26 protein-coding genes are annotated in these 20,352 nt (G+C 59.8%); 15 read left to right on the forward strand and 11 right to left on the reverse strand.

Annotated features, from left to right (window positions below; genetic code table 11):
* Nucleotides 1–32 precede the first annotated feature (32 nt).
* Nucleotides 33–1,220, forward strand: coding sequence for a GNAT family N-acetyltransferase (locus ACOQOY_RS12565; RefSeq protein WP_420585753.1), 1,188 nt, complete (start codon nt 33–35; stop codon nt 1,218–1,220).
* The gene (locus tag ACOQOY_RS12570) at nt 1,217–1,510 is read left to right on the forward strand and encodes a 4a-hydroxytetrahydrobiopterin dehydratase (RefSeq protein ID WP_420585754.1); all 294 of its coding nucleotides are present in this window, start codon (nt 1,217–1,219) and stop codon (nt 1,508–1,510) included. Before ACOQOY_RS12565 ends, ACOQOY_RS12570 begins: the two co-directional genes overlap by 4 nt.
* Here ACOQOY_RS12570 and ACOQOY_RS12575 read toward each other — a convergent pair.
* The 4 genes from ACOQOY_RS12575 to ACOQOY_RS12590 all read right to left on the reverse strand — a co-directional run bounded on the left by ACOQOY_RS12575 (nt 1,507) and on the right by ACOQOY_RS12590 (nt 3,060).
* Nucleotides 1,507–1,818 (reverse strand): hypothetical protein, encoded by a 312-nt coding sequence (locus ACOQOY_RS12575; RefSeq protein ID WP_420585755.1) that lies wholly within the window; start codon nt 1,816–1,818, stop codon nt 1,507–1,509. The two genes, ACOQOY_RS12570 and ACOQOY_RS12575, sit on opposite strands and share 4 nt — an antisense overlap.
* A 48-nt stretch (nt 1,819–1,866) precedes the next feature.
* Nucleotides 1,867–2,214 carry a hypothetical protein gene (locus ACOQOY_RS12580; protein WP_420585756.1) on the reverse strand — a complete coding sequence of 116 codons (348 nt, stop codon included), beginning with the start codon at nt 2,212–2,214 and terminating at the stop codon, nt 1,867–1,869.
* A gap of 11 nt (nt 2,215–2,225) precedes the next feature.
* On the reverse strand, nt 2,226–2,471 hold the full coding sequence (locus ACOQOY_RS12585; RefSeq protein ID WP_420585757.1) for a glycine zipper 2TM domain-containing protein: 246 nt from the start codon (nt 2,469–2,471) through the stop codon (nt 2,226–2,228).
* A 103-nt stretch (nt 2,472–2,574) separates the two neighbouring features.
* Nucleotides 2,575–3,060 (reverse strand): peroxiredoxin, encoded by a 486-nt coding sequence (locus tag ACOQOY_RS12590; protein ID WP_420585758.1) that lies wholly within the window; start codon nt 3,058–3,060, stop codon nt 2,575–2,577.
* Between the two features lie 100 nt (nt 3,061–3,160).
* On the opposite strand from ACOQOY_RS12590, the gene ACOQOY_RS12595 reads away from it, so the two are divergent.
* From ACOQOY_RS12595 to ACOQOY_RS12610, 4 genes are all read left to right on the forward strand, one after another.
* The gene (locus ACOQOY_RS12595) at nt 3,161–4,372 is read left to right on the forward strand and encodes an NAD(P)/FAD-dependent oxidoreductase (RefSeq protein WP_420585759.1); all 1,212 of its coding nucleotides are present in this window, start codon (nt 3,161–3,163) and stop codon (nt 4,370–4,372) included.
* On the forward strand, nt 4,369–4,926 hold the full coding sequence (gene rsmD, locus ACOQOY_RS12600) for a 16S rRNA (guanine(966)-N(2))-methyltransferase RsmD (protein ID WP_420585760.1): 558 nt from the start codon (nt 4,369–4,371) through the stop codon (nt 4,924–4,926). Before ACOQOY_RS12595 ends, rsmD begins: the two co-directional genes overlap by 4 nt.
* A gap of 87 nt (nt 4,927–5,013) precedes the next feature.
* Nucleotides 5,014–5,649, forward strand: coding sequence for an HAD family hydrolase (locus ACOQOY_RS12605; protein ID WP_420585761.1), 636 nt, complete (start codon nt 5,014–5,016; stop codon nt 5,647–5,649).
* Between the two features lie 23 nt (nt 5,650–5,672).
* Nucleotides 5,673–5,852: a hypothetical protein gene (locus ACOQOY_RS12610; protein WP_420585762.1), complete on the forward strand. Its 180-nt coding sequence runs from the start codon at nt 5,673–5,675 to the stop codon at nt 5,850–5,852.
* Here the strand turns inward: ACOQOY_RS12610 and map are convergent.
* From map to sfsA, 3 genes are all read right to left on the reverse strand, one after another.
* Nucleotides 5,840–6,652 (reverse strand): type I methionyl aminopeptidase, encoded by an 813-nt coding sequence (gene map / locus ACOQOY_RS12615; protein WP_420585763.1) that lies wholly within the window; start codon nt 6,650–6,652, stop codon nt 5,840–5,842. The genes ACOQOY_RS12610 and map overlap by 13 nt on opposite strands.
* Before the next feature lie 175 nt (nt 6,653–6,827).
* Nucleotides 6,828–7,178, reverse strand: a complete 351-nt coding sequence (locus tag ACOQOY_RS12620; RefSeq protein ID WP_420585764.1) for an immunity protein Imm33 domain-containing protein — start codon at nt 7,176–7,178, stop codon at nt 6,828–6,830.
* Nucleotides 7,179–7,235: 57 nt separating this feature from the next.
* Nucleotides 7,236–7,949, reverse strand: coding sequence for a DNA/RNA nuclease SfsA (sfsA, locus tag ACOQOY_RS12625; RefSeq protein ID WP_420585765.1), 714 nt, complete (start codon nt 7,947–7,949; stop codon nt 7,236–7,238).
* A 51-nt stretch (nt 7,950–8,000) separates the two neighbouring features.
* Between sfsA and ACOQOY_RS12630 the strand changes: the two genes are divergently transcribed.
* From ACOQOY_RS12630 to ACOQOY_RS12645, 4 genes are read left to right on the forward strand one after another with little or no spacing between them, the layout of a single operon-like run.
* A complete protein-coding gene (locus ACOQOY_RS12630) occupies nt 8,001–8,723 on the forward strand; it encodes a competence/damage-inducible protein A (protein WP_420585766.1) in 723 nt (240 codons plus the stop codon).
* Nucleotides 8,720–9,448 carry a GNAT family N-acetyltransferase gene (locus ACOQOY_RS12635; RefSeq protein WP_420585767.1) on the forward strand — a complete coding sequence of 243 codons (729 nt, stop codon included), beginning with the start codon at nt 8,720–8,722 and terminating at the stop codon, nt 9,446–9,448. Before ACOQOY_RS12630 ends, ACOQOY_RS12635 begins: the two co-directional genes overlap by 4 nt.
* Nucleotides 9,445–10,017, forward strand: coding sequence for a peroxidase-related enzyme (locus tag ACOQOY_RS12640; protein WP_420585768.1), 573 nt, complete (start codon nt 9,445–9,447; stop codon nt 10,015–10,017). Before ACOQOY_RS12635 ends, ACOQOY_RS12640 begins: the two co-directional genes overlap by 4 nt.
* Nucleotides 10,014–10,916: an OmpA family protein gene (locus ACOQOY_RS12645; RefSeq protein WP_420585769.1), complete on the forward strand. Its 903-nt coding sequence runs from the start codon at nt 10,014–10,016 to the stop codon at nt 10,914–10,916. The genes ACOQOY_RS12640 and ACOQOY_RS12645 overlap by 4 nt, the downstream gene beginning before the upstream one ends.
* 60 nt (nt 10,917–10,976) lie before the next feature.
* On the opposite strand, the gene ACOQOY_RS12650 is transcribed toward ACOQOY_RS12645, so the two are convergent.
* The gene (locus ACOQOY_RS12650) at nt 10,977–11,882 is read right to left on the reverse strand and encodes a LysR family transcriptional regulator (RefSeq protein WP_420585770.1); all 906 of its coding nucleotides are present in this window, start codon (nt 11,880–11,882) and stop codon (nt 10,977–10,979) included.
* Between the two features lie 229 nt (nt 11,883–12,111).
* On the opposite strand from ACOQOY_RS12650, the gene ACOQOY_RS12655 reads away from it, so the two are divergent.
* Nucleotides 12,112–12,552 (forward strand): DUF4399 domain-containing protein, encoded by a 441-nt coding sequence (locus tag ACOQOY_RS12655; RefSeq protein WP_420585771.1) that lies wholly within the window; start codon nt 12,112–12,114, stop codon nt 12,550–12,552.
* A gap of 12 nt (nt 12,553–12,564) precedes the next feature.
* Here the strand turns inward: ACOQOY_RS12655 and ACOQOY_RS12660 are convergent, their stop codons facing one another.
* Complete coding sequence (locus tag ACOQOY_RS12660) at nt 12,565–14,592, reverse strand: FAD-dependent oxidoreductase (RefSeq protein ID WP_420585772.1); 2,028 nt, start codon at nt 14,590–14,592, stop codon at nt 12,565–12,567.
* Between the two features lie 138 nt (nt 14,593–14,730).
* Between ACOQOY_RS12660 and ACOQOY_RS12665 the strand changes: the two genes are divergently transcribed.
* From ACOQOY_RS12665 to ACOQOY_RS12680, 4 genes are all read left to right on the forward strand, one after another.
* Entirely contained in the window at nt 14,731–15,216 is a 486-nt protein-coding gene (locus ACOQOY_RS12665) for an RNA pyrophosphohydrolase (RefSeq protein WP_420585773.1), read from the forward strand.
* Nucleotides 15,217–15,299: 83 nt separating this feature from the next.
* Nucleotides 15,300–16,268, forward strand: a complete 969-nt coding sequence (locus ACOQOY_RS12670) for a glycosyltransferase family 2 protein (protein WP_420585774.1) — start codon at nt 15,300–15,302, stop codon at nt 16,266–16,268.
* Nucleotides 16,269–16,340: 72 nt separating this feature from the next.
* Nucleotides 16,341–17,708, forward strand: a complete 1,368-nt coding sequence (locus tag ACOQOY_RS12675; protein ID WP_420585775.1) for a radical SAM protein — start codon at nt 16,341–16,343, stop codon at nt 17,706–17,708.
* Nucleotides 17,705–18,544, forward strand: a complete 840-nt coding sequence (locus ACOQOY_RS12680) for a DUF547 domain-containing protein (protein ID WP_420585776.1) — start codon at nt 17,705–17,707, stop codon at nt 18,542–18,544. The genes ACOQOY_RS12675 and ACOQOY_RS12680 overlap by 4 nt, the downstream gene beginning before the upstream one ends.
* Nucleotides 18,545–18,606: 62 nt before the next feature.
* On the opposite strand, the gene ACOQOY_RS12685 is transcribed toward ACOQOY_RS12680, so the two are convergent.
* On the reverse strand, nt 18,607–19,596 hold the full coding sequence (locus ACOQOY_RS12685) for an adenosine kinase (RefSeq protein ID WP_420585777.1): 990 nt from the start codon (nt 19,594–19,596) through the stop codon (nt 18,607–18,609).
* The gene (gene nth / locus ACOQOY_RS12690; protein WP_420585778.1) at nt 19,593–20,237 is read right to left on the reverse strand and encodes an endonuclease III; all 645 of its coding nucleotides are present in this window, start codon (nt 20,235–20,237) and stop codon (nt 19,593–19,595) included. Before nth ends, ACOQOY_RS12685 begins: the two co-directional genes overlap by 4 nt.
* Nucleotides 20,238–20,352 lie beyond the last annotated feature (115 nt).

Genomic DNA, 20,352 nt, shown 5'->3' on the forward strand with positions numbered 1-20,352 from the left:
CGTCACAGATTAAGACCAGACGCGGAGGGTACATGGATCAGGCGCAAATCGAAGTTCAGGTTCTGGGGTCGCTCTCGCAAATCTCTGCGGCCGAGTGGGATGCCTGCGCCTGCCCCGAGGTTGCCGATGGCGGGCGTCCGCTTGATCCGTTCACCACTCACCGCTTCCTGCTTGCGTTGGAAAACAGCGGCTCGGTCGGGCGCGGCACCGGCTGGCAGCCGCAATACCTGACCACCTATCTGGATGGGATGCTGATCGCGGCCGCCCCGATGTATGCAAAATCGCACAGTCAGGGCGAGTATATCTTCGACCACAGCTGGGCCCATGCCTATGAGAACGCAGGCGGGCACTATTATCCCAAACTGCAAATTGCGGTGCCTTTCACCCCCGCGACCGGTCGGCGCTTTCTGGTGCGGCCCGGCTATGAGGTGATGGGGATGTCTGCGCTGGTGCAGGGGGCCGTGCAACTGGCCGCCGACAACCGGGTCTCATCGGTCCACGCCACCTTCTGCACCGAAGATGAGGCGTTGGCGGGCGAGCAGATGGGTCTGATGCTGCGCCAGTCGCAGCAATTTCACTGGCTGAATGACGACTATGCCGATTTCGACGGGTTTCTGGCCGCGCTGTCCTCGCGCAAGCGCAAGAATATCCGCAAGGAACGCGCGCAGGCCTGTGGGTTTGGCGGTGAGATTCGCACGTTGACCGGCGACGAGATACGACCCGAGCATTGGGACGCGTTCTGGCGGTTTTATCAGGACACTGGGGCGCGGAAATGGGGCTCGCCTTACCTGACCCGACAATTCTTTGATATCGCTCAGGAAACCATGGCCGATGACATGGCGCTGGTGCTGGCGGAACGGAATGGCTATCCGATTGCGGGCGCGCTGAACTTTATAGGGCGTGAAACGCTTTATGGCCGGTATTGGGGTTGTGTCGAACACCATGCCTGCCTGCATTTCGAACTGTGCTATTATAGGGCGATCGACTTTGCCATTGCCCACGGCCTGAAACGGGTCGAAGCTGGCGCGCAGGGCGAACATAAGCTGGCGCGCGGCTACCTGCCCACGCGCACGCATAGCTTGCATTGGGTCGCCGATCCGGGCTTTGCCGATGCGATCAAGAAATATCTGGACGCCGAGGCCCACGCAGTGGGAGAAGAGATTGAGATTCTGACGGAATATGGCCCGTTCAGGAAATCGAACCCGGAGGAACAGCAATGACCGAACTATTGTCGCCCGAGACCCGCGGACCGCTTTTGGACCCGCTGTTCAACAACGGCTGGACCATGGTCGAAGGCCGGGACGCGATCACCAAGACCTTTATCTTTGAAGACTTCGTTCACGCCTTTGGCTGGGTGACGCAGGTGGCGATCTTTGCCGAGAAATGGAATCACCACCCCGAATGGTCCAACGTTTACCGCACGGTTGAGGTGACGCTCGCCACCCACGACGTGGGTGGGGTGTCGGCGCTGGATGCCAAACTGGCGCGAAAGATGGACAGTTTGGTCTAGCCTCTGTCGCTCTGCGACCCTTCACCACCGGCCAATGATGCCGTGATACCCAGTTGCCGGAACTCTTCGGGCGTCACGGTGCCGTCGCTGACGTTGATATTGCCGGGAATACGCGTGGTCCGGTTGCCGATCTGGCGCACGCTGCGTGCCGCCGGATTAATGTCCAGACACTTATTGTTGTAGCAGGTCAGTCCGGAGGTGTTGATCTGGATGAATGTCTGTCCGTCCGGCCCGGTCACAACCGGTGCTTGCGGCACATCGCAGGCCGCAAGCAAGCCAAGAGCAATAAGAAATCCCCATTTCTGCATTGGTTCGCCCCCGTTTGAATAACCCCGCCAGACGCGGGGTCGTCCGATTTAATCCAGCTGGCCGTTCTGATCCTTGTCGGCCGATATGAAATCATCGCTCATCTGTGCGTCGTATTCCGCCCTTGAGATAAAGCTATCATTGTTCCGGTCAACATTCTGGAATTGCTTGATGTCCAGAAACGGTTTGGCTTCTTCCAGACCCAGCGTGCCATTCTTGTCCTCATCCATGGTCTGAAAGGCATAGTCAGAGAAAGCGTTGAACTCATCGCGGGACAGGAACCCGTCATTGTTCGCGTCGATGGCTTTCAGCTCATTCTCATGCAGCTCTGCCACGGTTTCAGCCGAGGCGATGCTCGCCGAGAACACCGCTGCGGTGACGATAAATCCACGTGTCATTCCGGCTCTCCTCAGCATGCGAATCTCTGGCCTTCGAATCCACCGGCGGCTGCGCCCGCGGCGGTCAGGATTGTCTTGCCCGAGCCACCTCCGAACTGGTTGCCGATGGCACCACCGATCAGCGCACCGCCCAGAGTGCCGCCAAGGCAGGCGATTTCGTGCTGTCGCGCAGCTTGTTGTTGAGGGGTGGGGGCCGGGCCGCAGGCCGAAAGCGCACCGGCGGCACCCAGGCAAAGCGTGAAAATCTTAAGTTTCATCAATGAACTCCCTGATCCTATGCTTCAACTATTGGCTGATCTGGGCGTTGCATCAAGTTAATTGGCGTTCGTGGCCCCGAAAGACATCCGGGGCCACGCGAAATCAGATCGCGTCCAGCAGACCTTCACCCGCCGAAATTTCGCAGGCTCCGGGGCTTTCTTCCAGGTTCAGCGCGGTGACTTTGCCGTCTTCGACCAGCATGGCATAGCGCTTGGACCGGGCAAAAAGGCCAGCGGGCGGGGCGTCGAACTCCATGCCGATGGCTTTGGTGAATTCAGCCGAAGCATCTCCCAGCATAGTCAGACCTGCATCGGCGGCACCAGTGGCCTCACCCCAGGCTTTCATGACGAACGGATCGTTGACCGAGACACAGATGATCTCATCCACGCCTTTCGCGGAAAACTGATCCTTTGTTCGAATGAAGCTGGGTACATGGGCCGAATGGCAGGTCGGCGTATACGCGCCGGGTACCGCAAAGATCACCACTTTGCGCCCCTTGGTCTTCTCTGAAATCCGCACCTCTTCCGGGCCGTTCGCACCTAGTTGGGTGAGAGTCGCATCTGGTAGCAGGTCACCTGTTGAAATCATGTATAGAACTCCTGTTGATTGGATTTGCAGAGTCGGGTTCAGCCGCAATATAGGTGGTCGGGTGGATGAAACCACGGGAATTCGACGGGGCGGGAGGAACATGAGCCATATTGTCGTGATTGGTGCGGGTCAGGCGGGGTCTTCGCTTGTTGCCAGACTGCGTAAAGACGGGTTTGACGGGGACATCACCCTGATCGGGGCCGAGCCACATCTGCCCTATCAGCGCCCGCCTTTGTCCAAAGCGTATCTGCTGGGCGAGATGGAGCTGGAGCGTTTGTTCCTGCGCCCCGAGAGCTTTTATGCCGACAATAACATCACTTTGCGCCTTGGGCAGCGCGTCACCGCGATTGACCCGCAGGCCAAGACTGTGACGGTGGGTGATGACGTCCTTTCCTATGACGAACTTGCGCTGACCACCGGGTCGGACCCGCGCTATCTGCCCGCCGCCATCGGGGGCGATCTGCAAGGCGTCCACGTGGTGCGCGATCTGGCCCATATCGACGAGATGGAGCCTCGTGTGACTGACGGCGCACGCGCCCTGATCGTGGGCGGAGGCTATATCGGGCTTGAGGCGGCAGCGGTCTGCGCCAAGCGCGGCGTCAAGGTGACCTTGGTTGAAATGGCCGACCGCATCCTTCAACGGGTGGCCGCGCCCGAGACCAGCGATTACTTCCGTGCGCTGCATTCCGGCTATGGTGCTGACATCCGCGAAGGCGTTGGGCTGGACCGTCTGGTCGGCGATAATGGCAATGTGGTTGGCGCGATTCTGACAGACGGCACTGAGCTGGAGGTTGATTTCGTCGTGGTGGGCGTCGGTATCGTTCCGTCGACCCAACTGGCCGAGATGGCAGGTCTGGAACTGGAGAACGGCATCAAGACTGATGCGCATGGCCGCACTTCGGACCCGTCGATCTGGGCGGCGGGGGATTGCGCGTCCTTCCCGCACGGTGACGGGCGTATCCGTCTGGAAAGCGTCCCGAACGCGATTGATCAGGCTGAGATCGTGGCCCAGAACATGCTGGGTGCGGCCAAGGGCTATGTTGCAACGCCATGGTTCTGGTCGGATCAGTATGACGTGAAACTGCAGATCGCGGGTCTGAACACCGGCTATGACCGGGTGGTAACGCGGCAGGGCGAGGGGCAGACGGTCTCTTACTGGTATTACAAAGGCGACCAGTTGATCGCAGTTGACGCGATGAACGACCCGCGTGCCTATATGGTCGGCAAACGCCTGATCGACGCGGGCAAGACCGCTGATCCGGCCGTGGTCGCCGATCCAACCGCGGACCTCAAACCGTTGCTCAAAGCGTGAGGATCATCGCCGGAGAATTCCGGGGCCGGGCCTTGGCCTCGGTCGGCAAAGGCGATGCGGGTGCGCATTTGCGCCCTACCACCGATCGGGTGCGCGAAAGCCTGTTCAACGTGCTGGGCCACCAGATCGATTTTGACGGGCTGCGCGTGCTGGATCTGTTTGCAGGCACCGGCGCGCTGGGGCTTGAGGCGCTGTCGCGCGGCGCGGCGCATGTCACGTTTGTGGATGACGGTCGCGTGGCACAGGGTCTGATCCGGAAGAATATCGACCTGACCCGCAGCTCTGATCGCACCGACCTGATCCGCCGGGATGCGACCCGTCTGGGGGACAATCCGGGTGCGCCCTATGACCTGATCTTTCTGGACCCGCCTTATGGCAAGGCGTTGGGTCAGAAAGCCATTGCTGCGTTGGCCACTGGCTGGATCGCCGATGAGGCCCTGATCGTTTGGGAAGAAAATGTCCCTATGGCAGCGCCCGACGGGTTCACTCTCCAGGACAATCGCAAATACGGCGATACGCATATCTCGTTGATGTGGCACAATGTTTCAGGCTGAAATGCCTTCAGCAAGAACTCGCCGTCCGAAAATTTGCCGATCCTCTCGACCTCGTCTAGCCCTTGACCCAAGCAAACGGAGTATCACATGCATGATCTGATCATCTTTGATTGCGACGGCGTTCTGGTCGACAGCGAGGTTATCTCCAATCAGGTGCTGGTCGACAACCTGGGTCGTTATGGGCTGAACCTGACACTTGAGGACAGCGTTGGGTTCTTTCTGGGCGGAACAATGACCGGGGTCCGGGACAAAGCGCGCGCTCTGGGCGCGGATTTGCCGGATGACTGGGTCGATGAGGTCTACGCCGAAACCTATGAGCGTTTGCGTCAGGGTGTCGATCTGATGCCGGGTATTCCCGACTTGCTGGCGATGCTGGACGATAAGGGCATCCCGTTCTGCGTGGCCTCAAACGGCAGCCCGGACAAGATGGAGATCACTCTGGGGCAGAACGGGCTGTGGGAGCGCTTCCGCGATGTCGTATTCTCGGCCCATGTGCTGGGGGTGGCGAAACCCGACCCGACCCTGTTTCAAACGGCGGCCGCGCGGTTCGGCGCTTTGGCCCCGGTAGTCATCGAAGACAGTCAGAGCGGTGTCACGGCCGCGATCCGCGCCAACATGCGCTGTCTGGCCTTCGCACCGGATGGAGGCGGCGAAAAACTGGCCGATCTGGGGGCCGAAATCATCACTGACATGGCCGAGGTTCCGGCGCTTTTGGGAATTTGACCGGGGCGTGCTAATATTTGGGCATGGACCGTGCCCTGACCCCTCCGCTCTGGACGATTTCACAAGACAGCGACACCGCAACCGGACCCGAGCGCAAGCCAATGCGCGCGCCGATCTTCATCCATGACGCGATGACGCCATGGGGTCAGGAAACCCTGCTGCTGAAGCTGCTACGTGATCAGGCGATAGATCAGGACGAGTAAGTCGGGTGGAACTTGTTGCCCGGTGACAGGGTGAAAATCTCGACCCCATCCGCCGTCACACCCACCGAGTGCTCAAATTGTGCCGACAGCGACTTGTCGCGGGTCACGGCAGTCCAGTCATCGGCCAGAGTCTTGGTTTCAGGGCGGCCCAGATTCACCATCGGCTCGATGGTGAAGAACATGCCCTCTTCCAGCTTGGCACCGGTGCCCGGACGGCCATAATGCAGCACGTTCGGCGGGGCATGGAACACCCGGCCCAGCCCGTGGCCGCAGAAATCGCGGACAACACTCATCCGGTGCGCCTCAACATAGGCCTGAATCGCGTGGCCGATATCACCGAAGGTGTTGCCCGGCTTGACCATCTCGATGCCCTTGAACAGCGCGTCATGGGTCACCTGGATCAGACGTTCCGCCTTGCGGGGCAGTTTACCGGCCACATACATGCGCGAAGTATCGCCGAACCAGCCGTCAACGATGACAGTCACGTCGATATTCAGGATGTCCCCGTCCTTCAGCCGCTTGTCGCCAGGGATACCGTGACAGACCACGTGATTCACGCTGATACAGCTGGCGTGCTGATACCCTTTGTAGCCGATCGTCGCCGACGTCGCGCCTGCGTCCTCAACCATCTGAGTGATCAGCCCGTCAATCGCGCCCGTTGTCTGGCCGGGAAAGACATGATCCGCAATATCGTCGAGAATCCGCGCGGCCAAGGCCCCTGCCGCTTGCATACCGGCAAAGTCACCCTGTTCGTAGATGCGGATACCGTCCTTGGTCAAACGGCCACGATGCTCTTTCATCGACGCTAAGCTCCAAATGTTTCGCGCAGCACTCCTTTTACGCTGCTTGTGCAGAAAGTACCAGAGGGCGTTGGGTCACGGGGCAATTCATCTGCTCAAAATGGCTCGAAGATCGCCAAGTGCAAGGTTTGAGTAACCGTCATATCAAATTGGACTTGGAAATTCTCGTGAGTGCTCACTTAACTAGTAGAGCTTTGTCAAACCAAATGTCCTCGTAGTCTCCATCTGTCAGGAACCTCCATCCAGGCGGTAATAATAGGTATTTAAGAGCCAGTTCGCATTCACTTTCCAAGTGCGTCAGGTGCATAGGCAAAAAGAAATCAACTGCATCTGATAGCTCAGTTCCACCCCAGATGTACCAGCCAGTGGTTCCGTTCGTTTCCAAGTGTCGCAAGCCGTTCAGGGGCAGTTCCCCACCAAGGGCGGATTTGGAAATGCCAACTTTCTGCGTAGGCGCAGAACAATGAGGTTGCACTCCGAATGCACTACACAGTTCAATTTGACTAGTTCGAATATAGTTATTCATGAAGCCCCAACATATTGAAGTTCTGGATGTTTCTATTTGGAAGCCTGAATCGACTGTTTACAGAATATGTGAAGTGTGAAGCAGGTTTGCTCCCACCGAAACCCCTTCCGGCGAAATCCGCGTCCCATAGACCAGCTTCTCGACCCCTTGCGCTTGAGCGACCTTAAACGCTGTCGCATAGGTCGGGTCGATATCCGCGGCCAGCGCAAACCTGTCGCAATCCGTCCGTTGCACCAGATACAGCATGATCGCCCGGTGACCCTGTGCCCCCATCGCCGCCAGTTCGCCCAGATGCTTGGTGCCGCGCGCGGTGACGCTGTCGGGGAACTCGGCCAAGCCCGGCTGGCGGGAGAGGGTGACACTTTTGACTTCGACATAGGCGTCCGGCAGGCTGGGCTGGGTCAGCAGAAAGTCGATGCGGCTGTTTTCGCCGTATTTCACCTCGGGGCGTACGGTTTCATAGGCGGCCAGTTCGGGGATTTCGCGTGCCTCCAGCGCCGCGCGCAGCGCTTTGTTGGGAACAGATGTATCGACCCCGGTGAAGTGACCATTTTCGTGATCGACCAACCGCCAGCCGTATTTCAGCTTTTTCTTTGGATCGTCATTGGGCTCCAGCCAGATTTTCTCACCCGGCTCGGCCAGCCCCATCATCGAGCCCGGATTGGCGCAATGGGCGGTCAATTCGCGCCCGTCCTCCAGCGTGCAATCGGCCAGAAAGCGTTTGTAGCGGCGGATCAGGCGGGCGGGGACAAGGGGGGTTTCAAATCTCATGCCCCACGGCCTATACCTGCCCCTAAGGTCGATCAAGAGGGGGCACGTGCCATGGCGAATCCAACCGCTGCAATGCTGGTGATCGGGGATGAGATCCTCTCGGGCCGCACCCGCGACGCCAATATGCACTTTCTGGCGCAAGAGCTGACCAAACACGGCATCGACCTGAAAGAGGTGCGGATCGTCAGCGACGACGCTCCGGCGATTGAGGTGGCGGTCAAGGCGCTGTCCGACGGCCACGATCATGTGTTTACCAGCGGCGGCATTGGCCCGACTCATGACGATATCACTGCCGATTGCATCGCGCGCGCGTTTGGTGCGCGTATCGATATCCGCGATGATGCGCGCGCGCTTTTGCAGGCCCATTACGACAAATCCGGGCTAGAACTGAACGCGGCCCGTCTGCGTATGGCCCGCATTCCCGACGGGGCTACTTTGATCGACAATCCGGTCTCAACCGCGCCGGGGTTTACCATTGAAAACGTGCATGTGATGGCCGGGGTACCGTCGGTGTTTCAGGCGATGGTGGCCAGTGTTCTGCCGGGCCTGACCGGGGGAAGCCCGCTGTTGTCGCAGACCCTGCGGGTGGATCGGGGTGAGGGCGATATTGCGGCCACTCTCGCGGCATTGGCCGAAGAGTTTCAAGACCTCTCAATAGGCTGCTATCCGTTCCAGATCAACGGTGTTTTCGGTGCCAATGTCGTCGTGCGCGGCACGGACGGAGCCCGCATCGACGCCGCCACCACGCGTCTGGCGAAAGAGTTGGATCTGTGAGCATCCATTGGCCCGATATTGTCGACGGCACCTGGCCCGCCGCGCGCTATGAACGTCTTGGGCCATTTCAGCTGCGCGAAGGGCAGGGCGGAGGGTCACGCGTGTCGGCGGCCAATGCGCTGGACACTGTGGCTGAGGCCGACATCGACGCCGCCGAAGCCGCGATGCAAGCGATGGGGCAAAAGCGTATTTTCTGCCTGCGTCCGGGGGATGAGGCGTTTGATGCCCAATTGACCACCCGCGGCTATGACGTATTGGACCCGGTCAACATCTATGCCTGCCCTGTCGATCACCTAACCGACCTGCCGATCCCGCGCGTGACCGTGTTTCCAACATGGGAGCCGCTGGCGATCATGCGCGAGATTTGGACGCAAGGCGGAATCGGCCCCGCACGGATCGCGGTGATGGAGCGTGCAAAGGGTCCGAAAACCGGCCTGCTGCTGCGCCGGGACGATCACGCTGCGGGCACAGGTTTTGTTGCGATTCAGGACGGGATCGCCATGGTTCACGCGCTGGAGATTCTGCCCGAATATCGCCGTCAGGGGCTGGGCAATTGGGCGATGCGCGCGGCTGCCTTCTGGGCGCGGGACAACGGGGCGGATACGCTCAGTGTGATCTGCACCAAGGCGAATGACGGGGCCAACGGGCTCTATCACGCTCTTGGGATGGAGATTGTCGGAGAATACCACTACCGTCAGCTTGTCCAAGGAGAGAGCCTGACGTGACCGACCCAATTTCGCCCACTGCGCTGGATCTGCCGATTGTGGATCCGCTGCCGCCAGAGACGCAGAAATATTTCGATATTTGCGTGGAAAAACTGGGTTTTGTGCCGAATGTGCTGCGGGCTTATGCCTTTGACGTCGACAAGTTGAACGCCTTCACCGCGATGTATAACGACCTGATGTTGGGCGACAGCGGCCTGACCAAGTTGGAGCGCGAGATGATCGCGGTGGTCGTGTCTGCGATCAACAAATGCTTCTATTGTCTTGTGGCGCATGGCGCGGCGGTACGCCAGCTCTCCGGTGATACGCAGCTAGGGGAGATGCTGGTGATGAATTATCGCGTGGCTCCTCTGGACCCGCGCCAGCGTGCGATGCTGGATTTCGCTGCCAAGATGACCACAGCCAGTACCGAGATCGAAGAACCCGACCGCCAGCATCTGCGAAATGCGGGTTTTTCGGACCGGGATATCTGGGACATTGCCAATGTCACTGGCTTTTTTAACATGTCGAACCGGGTTGCCAGTGCCGTGGCGATGGCCCCGAATGACGAATACCACGCGCAGGCCCGATGATCCGAATAACCTCTCTGATCCTTTTGCTGCTGAGCGGACCGCTGGCCGCGCAGGACCTGACCCTGCCCGCCGGGGCGCGTCAGATTAGTGACCGGGTCAGCCCGCTGGACAGTTATGACCTGCCCACCGGCCCCTTTGCTGATGGCAGCCTGCCGGTCCAACAGGTCGAGGGTCGGGTTGAGCGGATCACATGGCGCGTTCAGTCCGGTTCTAGCACGACACTGCAACTTCTGGCCCCACTGCGGGATCAGATCGTGGCACAGGGCTACGAGGTGGTTTTTGAATGTGAGGCCCGCAGCTGTGGCGGCTTTGATTTCCGCTTTGGAACCGAGGTTGTGCCGACCCCGGATATGTATGTGGCGATTCAGGATTATCGCTTCCTGTCGGCCACCCGCGGCGATGATGTTTTGAGCCTGCTGGTCAGCCGCAACCTGCCCAGCGGCTATATTCAGATGATCCGTGTCACCCCGGTTGACGCCGAAGCGCCTGCACCGCTGGTGATCGAAGAAACGGTCAACCAGTCAGGCGGCCTGCTGTCTGCGCTGGAACAGAATGGACATGTCATTCTGGACGATCTTCATTTCCGCACCGGAGAGATCACGCTGGGCGAGGGTCCTTTTGCCTCTCTGACTGAAATTGCCGGATATCTGGCGGCTAATCCGGGTACACGGCTGGCGCTTGTGGGCCATACGGATGACACTGGCGCGCTCGACGCCAATATCTCGGTCAGCACAGGCCGGGCGCAAGCGGTGCGCACGCGTCTCATCGAAGCACATGGTGTTGCCGCCGACCGGATTGAGGCGCGGGGGATCGGGTATCTGGCTCCGCTCACCTCGAACGCTACCGCCGACGGGCGCGAGTTGAACCGGCGGGTTGAGGCGGTATTGTTGCTGAATTGACGGCTGAACAAAAAAAGACCCGCACAGATGCGCGGGCCATGAGTTTCACCGTGGGAGATTCTACCAGTCCATTGGCCCTTTGTCGTTGAACGACTCGACCAGGAAATCAATGAATGCCCGTACCTTGGGCTGCGTAAAGCGGCCGGGTGGGTACACGGCATAGACGCCCTGCACCTCATCGGGCAGCGAGGGCATCGCATCCAGAACTGCGCCAGATTTCAACGCGTCCGCATACAAATAGCTGGGCAGATACGCGATCCCGAGGCCCGAGATGGCTGCGTTCAACAGCGATTGCCCGTCATTCACACACAGCCATCCGGCGGTGCGCACCTGACGCTTTTCACCCGAAGGTGCAGTCAGTCGCCAGACATTGCCCGAGGATTGGCTGGAATAATGCAGCAGCTTGTGCTCGTTCAGATCGTCGATCTTCTGCGGCCGACCGAATTTCTCGATATAGCTGGGGGCTGCAACCATGCGTTTCACGGTCTCGGTCAGTTTGCGAGCGCGCAGGGTGCTGTCTTCCAGCTCACCAATGCGCACAGCGACATCAAAACCTTCGGAAATCAGCTCTACATAGCGGTTGTTGAGCACCATATTGACGGTGATGTCCGGGTAGGCCGACAGAAAATCTGACAGGACCGGAGACAGATGATTCACCCCGAAATCCGTCGCTACACTGATCCGCAGCAGGCCCGAAGGTGCCGATTGCATCGACGTGACCAGCGCATCCGCTTCGCCCGCATCATTCAGCACACGGCGGGCACGGTCATAATAAGCCAGACCGATTTCTGTTGGCGAAACACGCCGGGTGGTCCGGTTCAGCAGCCGCGCACCAAGCCGAGCTTCAAGGCTCGAAACGTGCTTTGACACGGCCGATTTGGAGATGCCCATCTTTTTGGCCGCATCGGTGAAACCACCCTGGTCCACCACATTGGCAAAGGCCTCCATTTCGGTAAGTCGGTCCATTCTCGTTCCCCAGGTCTTTGGTTCGTTGCCTGATCTTGGCCGCGAATCTGGGCGGAAACGGGGCAGACATGGGATAATATCAGGGATTTAATTCGGATCGTTTGCAGATGGGAAACGCGGAAACAGTGGTTTCCGAGATCGCCACAAGCCCGGTAAAGCTGGGAAATTCGGGGCTTTGAACCAGATATGGTAGGATGAGAATGGCAAATTTGTGACCACGGAGGAGACCATGAAAGCCCTTTTAACGCTCATTGCCTTAAGTCTATCCGCAAGCCTTGCACTGGCCGGAGGACCAACGCCATCCAACCCCGAAGCACAGGTCTATTTTGTGAACTTGTCGGATGGAGACACGGTTCAATCGCCCGTTACAGTGGTTTTCGGGCTGAGCGGCATGGGTGTGGCCCCAGCCGGGACCGAGAAGGAAAGCACCGGCCATCACCACCTGCTGATCGACCGCCCGCCTATCGGTGAGGGCGAAGACGGCGCCGATGAACTGGCCTATGGTCTGCCTGCTGATGACAACCACCTGCATTTCGGCGGCGGCCAGACCGAGGTGACGCTGGACCTCGCCCCCGGCGCGCACACACTGCAACTGGTGCTGGGCGACGCGGGCCACGTGCCGCATAACCCGCCGATTGTGTCTGAGGTGATAACGATAACGGTGGAATAACCCGGTGATCGCCTACAGGTTGGCCGCCAGACGTGTCCCCTGATCAATCGCGCGTTTGGCGTCCAGTTCTGCGGCGACGTCCGCGCCGCCGATCACATGCGGGGTGATGCCGCGTTCGATCAGGGCGTCCGCAAGGCTGCGATCGGACACCTGACCGGCGCATAGGACAATTGTATCCGCCGCGATCACCGTGGGATCAGCGCGCTCCTCGCCGAAGCTGACATGCAGTCCGTCTTCGTCGATGCGTTCATAGTTCACGCCGCCGACGAAATTCACATCCTTCATCCGCAGTGAAGTGCGGTGAATCCAGCCTGTGGTTTTGCCCAGCCCCTTGCCATGCGCCTGTTTCTTGCGCTGTAGCAATGTCACCTGCCGTTTTGGCGCCGCGGGTTGCGGCCCGTCGGGCGCCAGGCCCGAGCGGTGTTTCTCGGGGTCGGTGACGCCCCATTCCTTCATCCAGGCGGGCAAGTCGGTCGTTGGGCTATGGCCTTCTTCGACCAGGAACTCGGAAACATCAAAGCCGATACCGCCCGCGCCGATGACCGCGACGGATTTGCCAACCTCGACCTTGTTGCGCAGCACGTCGATATAGCTCAGCACATTGACGCGATCCTGTCCCGGTATCTGCGGATCGCGCGGGGTGACACCTGTGGCGATCACCACTTCGTCAAAGCCAGTCAGGTCATCGGCGCTGACCTCGCGATTCAGTTCGAGTTTCACGCCCAGATCGTCCATCATGGTGCGGTACCAATCGACAAGGCCCCAGAACTCTTCTTTCCCCGGCACCTGTTTGGCCATGTTCAACTGGCCGCCAATCTCGGGCGCACGGTCGAACAGGGTGACGTCATGGCCGCGCTGGGCGGCGGTCATCGCGGTAGACAGGCCCGCGGGGCCAGCGCCGACAATCGCGACGGTCTTGGGCGTATCGGCTTTGCCAATGACCAGCTCGGTCTCATTGCAGGCGCGCGGGTTCACGAGGCAAGAGGTCAGCTTGCCGCTGAACGTGTGATCCAGACAAGCTTGGTTGCAGGCGATGCAAGGCGCGATCTGGGCCGCGCCCCCGGCCATCGCCTTGTTCACAAAATCCGCGTCCGCAAGCATCGGGCGCGCCAGCGAAACCATATCGGCGCAGCCGGTGGACAGAACCTCTTCGGCCACATCAGGCGTGTTGATCCGGTTTGAGGTGATCAGCGGGATCGACACCTTGCCCATCAGCTTTTTCGTCACCCAAGCGAAAGCCGCACGCGGAACCGACGTGGCAATGGTCGGAATCCGCGCCTCATGCCATCCGATACCGGTGTTGATGATCGTGGCCCCGGCTTTCTCGACCTCTTGCGCCAGTTGCACGACCTCATCATGGGTCGAGCCATTGGGGACCAGATCAATCATCGACAGCCGATAGATGATGATGAAATCGCTGCCCACGGCTTCACGCGTGCGGCGCACCACCTCAATCGCCAGCCGCATCCGGTTCTCATACGACCCCCCCCAACGATCTTCGCGCTTGTTGGTGTGGGTCACGAGGAACTGGTTGATGAAGTATCCTTCAGAGCCCATGATCTCGACCCCGTCATAACCGGCCTTCTGGGCCAATCGGGCCGCGTTGACGATATCGCTGATCTGTTTCTCGATCCCGTCCTCGTCCAATTCGTTCGGCGGAAACGGAGAGATCGGGGATTTCACCGGGCTGGGGGCCACGCATTTGGGGCCATAAGCATAGCGCCCCGCATGCAGGATCTGCATCGCGATCTTGCCGCCTGCCTCATGCACACGCTGGGTAACAATGGAATGGTTCGCCACATCCTTGTCGCTGGCCATCATCGCGGCCCCCGGCAAGACCGAACCTTCAAGGTTCGGGCCAATCCCGCCCGTCACCATCAGCGCCACACCACCCCGCGCGCGATCCGCATAGAACTCGGCCACCCGGTTCCAGTCGCCGGTTTCCTCAAGCCCCGTGTGCATCGAGCCCATCAGGACGCGGTTCTTCAACGTGGTAAAGCCCAGATCCAGCGGGGCCAGCATGTTTGGGTACGCAGTCATGGCGAACTCTCCCTCCCGATATTTGCCGGTTAGATTGACGTGCGCGTCACCTTTGTCACGCGAAACCTAACGTCACCCCCTTTGCGAGGGTCCCGGTGCTTGTTACAGACAACTCGTAGCAGATTTATGAGGCCGCGCATGACTCCTGAAGAGATCGCCAAACTGCCCTACCGCCCCTGCGTCGGCCTGATGCTGATGAATGCCGAGGGCAAGATTTTCGTCGGCCAGCGCAATGATCGCCACAAGGACGCCTGGCAGATGCCGCAGGGCGGTGTGGACAAGGGCGAAGACCCGCGCGACGCGGCCCTGCGCGAATTGTGGGAAGAGACCGGTGTGACCGCCGACCTGGTCGAGGTCGTGGCCGAAACCGACGGTTGGCTGCCCTATGACCTGCCACATGACATCGTGCCCAAGATCTGGAAAGGCCGTTATCGCGGGCAGGAACAAAAGTGGTTTCTGCTGCGCTTCACTGGCCGGGACGAACAGATCAATATCGCCACCGAGCACCCGGAATTCACCCGTTGGAAATGGCAGGACCCGGCCAAGCTGGTCGAAGAGATCGTGCCATTCAAACGAGATGTATATGAGCAGGTGATTGCGGCATTCCGGTCTCAGTTGGGCTGAATGCCGCCCGGAACCATTGGACAATCCCAAAGTATCCACCAGTCTGAGGTCGTCCGGCACAGGCCCATCAGCAGGAGCAGGTTTTGAAGACAGCCTTGGTGTCATGCATGAAGAACGAAGGCCCCTTCGTTCTTGAATGGGTCGCCTATCACAAGGTGATGGGGTTCGATGACATCTATGTCGTCACCAATGACTGCACCGATGGGACAGATCATATCCTTGAACGCCTGCAAGCCATGGGCGTTGTGCATCACCACGATCAGACGCTGGCCCAAGGCCAGAGCCCTCAGGTCAGCGGCTTAACGCATGTACTGGCCTTGCCGCAGATGGCGGATACCGCGTGGCTGCTGCACATAGATGCGGATGAGTTTCTGCGGGTCAGCGCCGGAGGAGGCCGGGTGCAGGATTTGCTGGAAGTCTGCGGCCATGCTGACAATATCGCGCTCATGTGGCGGCCTTTTGGCAATTCCGGTCAACGGTTCTGGCGGGGCGGCAGTGTCTTGCGTAGCTTCCTGCGCGCTCAGGGCCGTCCGAGGCAGGCGAATTCGGGGCATAAGTCGATGTTCCGGCCCGGCAAGTTCGAATACGCCACCGACCATATGCCCAAGATGCCATCGGACCCTGATGTGTTGTGTGTCAATTCCGCAGGTGAGGCCATCAGAAACGCCTCGGTCAAACACCCCAGCCGTGCCCGATATCGCATGGCGCAGGATCAGCTGACCTGGGATGTGGCCTGCATTCACCACTATGCGGTCCGGTCTCTGGATGTGTTCCTGATGAAAAACGACCGCGGCGACGGGATGGGGCATGAACATCAGAAATACTACCTGAACTCGAAATTCTATCGTCGCCACAATGGGGATGACGTCGTGGATGCCGGGATTTTGCAGCATATGGATGAGGTGGACGCGCTGATCTCGGATTGGCTAGGCGACCCCGCGCTGCGCCAGTTGGAACAGTACGCCCTGCGAAAGTTTCAGGACAGGCGCGATCAGTTCCTGACGCCCGAGCGTATTGCCGCGCTGACCATGCCCGCCGACCCGGCGAATTAATCCCTATCACCGCCCCGCACGTTGGCGTGAGGGGGCATGGCCGCATGTCACCACCCTATCTAGCTTGGTGGTATGAAAGACATTGCGTTCAACCACCCCACTCCGGCCGGCCGGCGATTCAAAGGAACTGACCGGCGCGCGCCGTTGCGCGGTGGGTTACAAAGCTGCGGCGAATACGGGGCGGGTCAGACCGCCGGGCGGTTCTACCCCATCGCCTGTGTCGCGCTTGAGGTCACTCAGCGTTGCAATCTGGATTGTACGCTCTGTTATCTCTCGGATCGGGCCGAGATGACCTATGACCCTCCGCTCTCGGTGTTGTTTGCGCGGATTGCCACGATCCGCAGCCACTATGGAACCGGCGTGTCGGTTCAACTGAGCGGCGGCGATCCTACTCTGCGCAAGGTTGAGGATCTCGAAGCCCTGTGCCGCGAGATTCGACGTCTGGGTATGCGGTCCTGCCTGATGACCAATGGTATCCGTGCCAGCCGCGCGATGCTGACCCGGCTTGCCGCTGCCGGGCTGGACGATGTGGCCTTTCACGTTGACATGACGCAGGAACGCAAAGGCTTTGACAACGAGGCCGAGCTGAACACCGTGCGACGCGCTTATATCCGTCGGGCGCGCGGGCTGGGGCTGCGTATCCTGTTCAATACCACGGTCTTTGGCGGCAATTTCGACGAATTGCCCGAGCTGGCCCGGTTTCTGCGGGACCAGTCCGAGGTTGCCTTTGTCTCGTTCCAGATGCAAGCCGACACTGGGCGCGGCGTGCTGCGAAACCGGCCTGATGCGATCACACAGGACAGCGTGGCCCGCGCGATTGAGGCCGGGTACGGCACGCCTCTGGATTTCGACGCGGCGGCGGTGGGGCATTCCAAATGCAACCGTTACGCCAGCGTCGTCACCGCCGGAGGGCGCGCGGTCTCGCTGCTGTCGAACCGGCCATTGGTGCATCGCGTGATGGCCGCACTGGAAGAGGTGGACGACAACAAAGATGCACATATCCGCATCCGCCCCAAGCTGCGCCGTATGGTCCGGCGGCATCCCGTTCTGGCCCTGCGCGCGCTGAGCCATTTGGCGTTGAGTGTTGCGCGTCTGGGTCCGGGTCTGCTGCGCGGTCCGGTGCGGCGGCAAGCTGTGTTCATCCACAATTTCATGGCCGCTGACGCGCTTGAGGAAGATCGCTGCGCCTCATGCGTGTTCATGGTAGCGACCGGGAACGGTCCGCTGTCGATGTGCGTTCATAATGCACAGCGGGATCAGCATCTGGCATCTGCGGATCGCGTCGACAGTCCGATGGGCACCTTCTGGTGGAACTCGGCCATGCGCGGCCTGTCTTCGCGCCCTGACTTGCCGGGATTGAAAGATCCTCAACAGGCACCGCTCAAACGTCTGAAAGGCCAATTGCGCGCCGCGCGTCGATCCCGAAAGGAAGCCTCATGAGAAAGCTTTTGATCGTATTGCTTTTGCCGCTTCTGGCCGCCTGCGCCAGTGTCGAACGTCTGGCGCTGCCGCCTGCAACCCCCTTACCCGGCACCGCCCTGACCCAGAGCGCGCCACCGCCCGGCACGCAGGTCTCTCACAGCGATTGGAGCGTCTTTCTGTCCCGCTATGTCGCGCCTGACGTGCAGGGGGTGAACCGGGTCGCCTACAGTCAGGTGACGCAAAGCGACCGTGCCCGGTTGGATCGGTATCTGACAGATTTGCAGGCCGTTGATTCCGCACGGCTGACCCGGGATCAGCAACTGGCGTATTGGATCAACCTCTACAACGCTGTGACTGTGGATGTGATCCTGGACAATTACCCGGTCGCGTCGATCCGAGACATCAGAGAGGGTCCGCTGTCGATTGGACCTTGGAATCAACCTCTGGTGCAGGTGGGCGGTGAAACGCTGACGTTGAACGATATCGAACACCGCATCATTCGCCCCACGTACAACGAGCCGCGCATCCACTACGCCTTGAACTGTGCGGCAGTGGGCTGCCCGAACCTGATGGGCCGGGCGTGGGAGGCCAAGACGCTCGAGCGTGACCTTGCCGCGGCCGAACGTGCCTATATCAACGACCCGCGCGGGGTGCGGTTTGATGAGAACGGTGGCCTGATTCTGTCGAAAATCTACATTTGGTTCCGCGAGGATTTCGGACCGAACGAACAGGCGGTTCTGACGTACATCCAGACCGCCGCAGACCCTGAGTTGCGCGCGAAGCTGCAAGAAGTCCGCCGCGTCAAAGCCTATAAGTACGACTGGACGTTAAACGATGCGGCGGCGGGGTCCTGACGACGCCTAGCGTTTGATTGCCAGGCCGCCTTGACGGTCTGGCAATGGCGCAATTCAGCGCCTTACAGCAGCCCTTCTGCGCGCAGCAGTTCCTGCATGTTTGCCTCGGGGCGCGGGCCAATATGGCTGATCACCTCACGCGCGCAGACATTGCCGATCTTGGCGCAGGTTTCGTAGTCACGTCCAGTGGCCATGCCAAACAGGAACCCGGCGGCGAACTGATCGCCCGCGCCGGTTGCGTCCACCGGCACCACCTTTTCAACTGGCACATCAACGCGCGCACCATCATGCAAGACAGTCACTCCGTCACCCGAACGGGTGCACACGACCAGAGGACAAATCTCGGCAGTTTTTGCCAGTGCTTCTTCCAGATCATCGGTTTCGAACAGCGATTTGATCTCGGCCTCGTTGCCGATCACAAAGTCCAATTCATTCTCGATCAGCAGCAGGAAATCGACGCGGTGACGTTCGACGCAGAATGGATCGGAAATAGCGATCCCCGCCTTGCCGCCGCCTTTGTGGCAGGCGCGCGCGGCCTCAAGAAACGCGGCTTTGCCCTTTTCCTTGTCGAACAGATAGCCCTCAAGGAACATGATCTGGCTGTTGCCTGCGACCTCGTCCGGGACGTCCTGAGAGGACAGTTCCGAGGATATCCCCAGGTAGGTGTTCATCGACCGCTCACCATCGGGTGAGACAAAGATCATCGAACGCGAGGTCGGCAGCTCTCCGCCCGGGACCGGAGGGTTCACGAAATCGACGCCATCCTCGTTCATCGCGTCCGCATAGAACCGACCCAATGCGTCATCATGCACACGCCCAATAAAGGCGGAATCCAGCCCCAGCGCCCCAGCACCCGCGATGGTGTTCGCGACAGAACCACCCGGCGTTTGCACCCGGCCTTCCATCGAGGCGTACAGCACCTCACCACGCTCCTGCTCGATCAGTTGCATGATGCCCTTTTCGATGCCCATCAGTTCCAGGAAACTGTCATCGGCTTGGGAAATCACGTCCACAACGGCGTTTCCGATGCCGGTGAGCTGGTAGGTTTTCATAGGTTTTTGTCCTCGAATTGGCAGAGATCGCGGATGATGCAGGTTCCGCACATCGGTTTGCGTGCTTTACAGTGATACCGTCCATGCAGGATCAGCCAGTGATGCGCATGGAGTTGAAAGTCGGCAGGAATATTGTCCTCGATGGCGCGCTCGACCGCGTCCACATCCTTGCCGGGGCAAATACCAGTGCGGTTGCCGACGCGGAAGATATGTGTGTCCACAGCTTGCGCCGGTTGTCGCCACCACATGTTGAGAACCACATTGGCCGTCTTGCGCCCGACACCGGGCAGGGACTGCAATGCGGCGCGGGAATTGGGGACCTCGCCGCCATAGTCTTCGACGAGAATACGGCTCAGCTTGATCACGTTCTTGGCCTTCTGGCGGAACAGGCCAATGGTCTTGATGTGTTCGATCAGACCCTCTTCGCCCAGATCCAGCATCTTTTGCGGCGTGTCGGCGATCTTGAACAGCTCACGCGTGGCCTTGTTGACGCCCGCATCGGTCGCCTGCGCCGACAGCGCGACTGCGACGACCAGAGTATAGACGTTCACATGCTCCAGCTCACCCTTCGGTTCGGGGTCGGCCTCTTGGAAGCGCATAAAGATCTCGCGGATCGTATGATAATCGAGTTGTTTTGCCATCCGGGCCTTAATGCCGCCCGAGGGCCAATGACACAAGCCCAAAGCCAATGCGCAAGTTCCGGGTCGCGGGGGCGTGGCCTGAGCGCTATGGTTTTGTCAGCAGATGAGGTGTGAA

It is taken from the genome of Ruegeria sp., assembly GCF_965221235.1.
GTDB lineage: Bacteria > Pseudomonadota > Alphaproteobacteria > Rhodobacterales > Rhodobacteraceae > Ruegeria.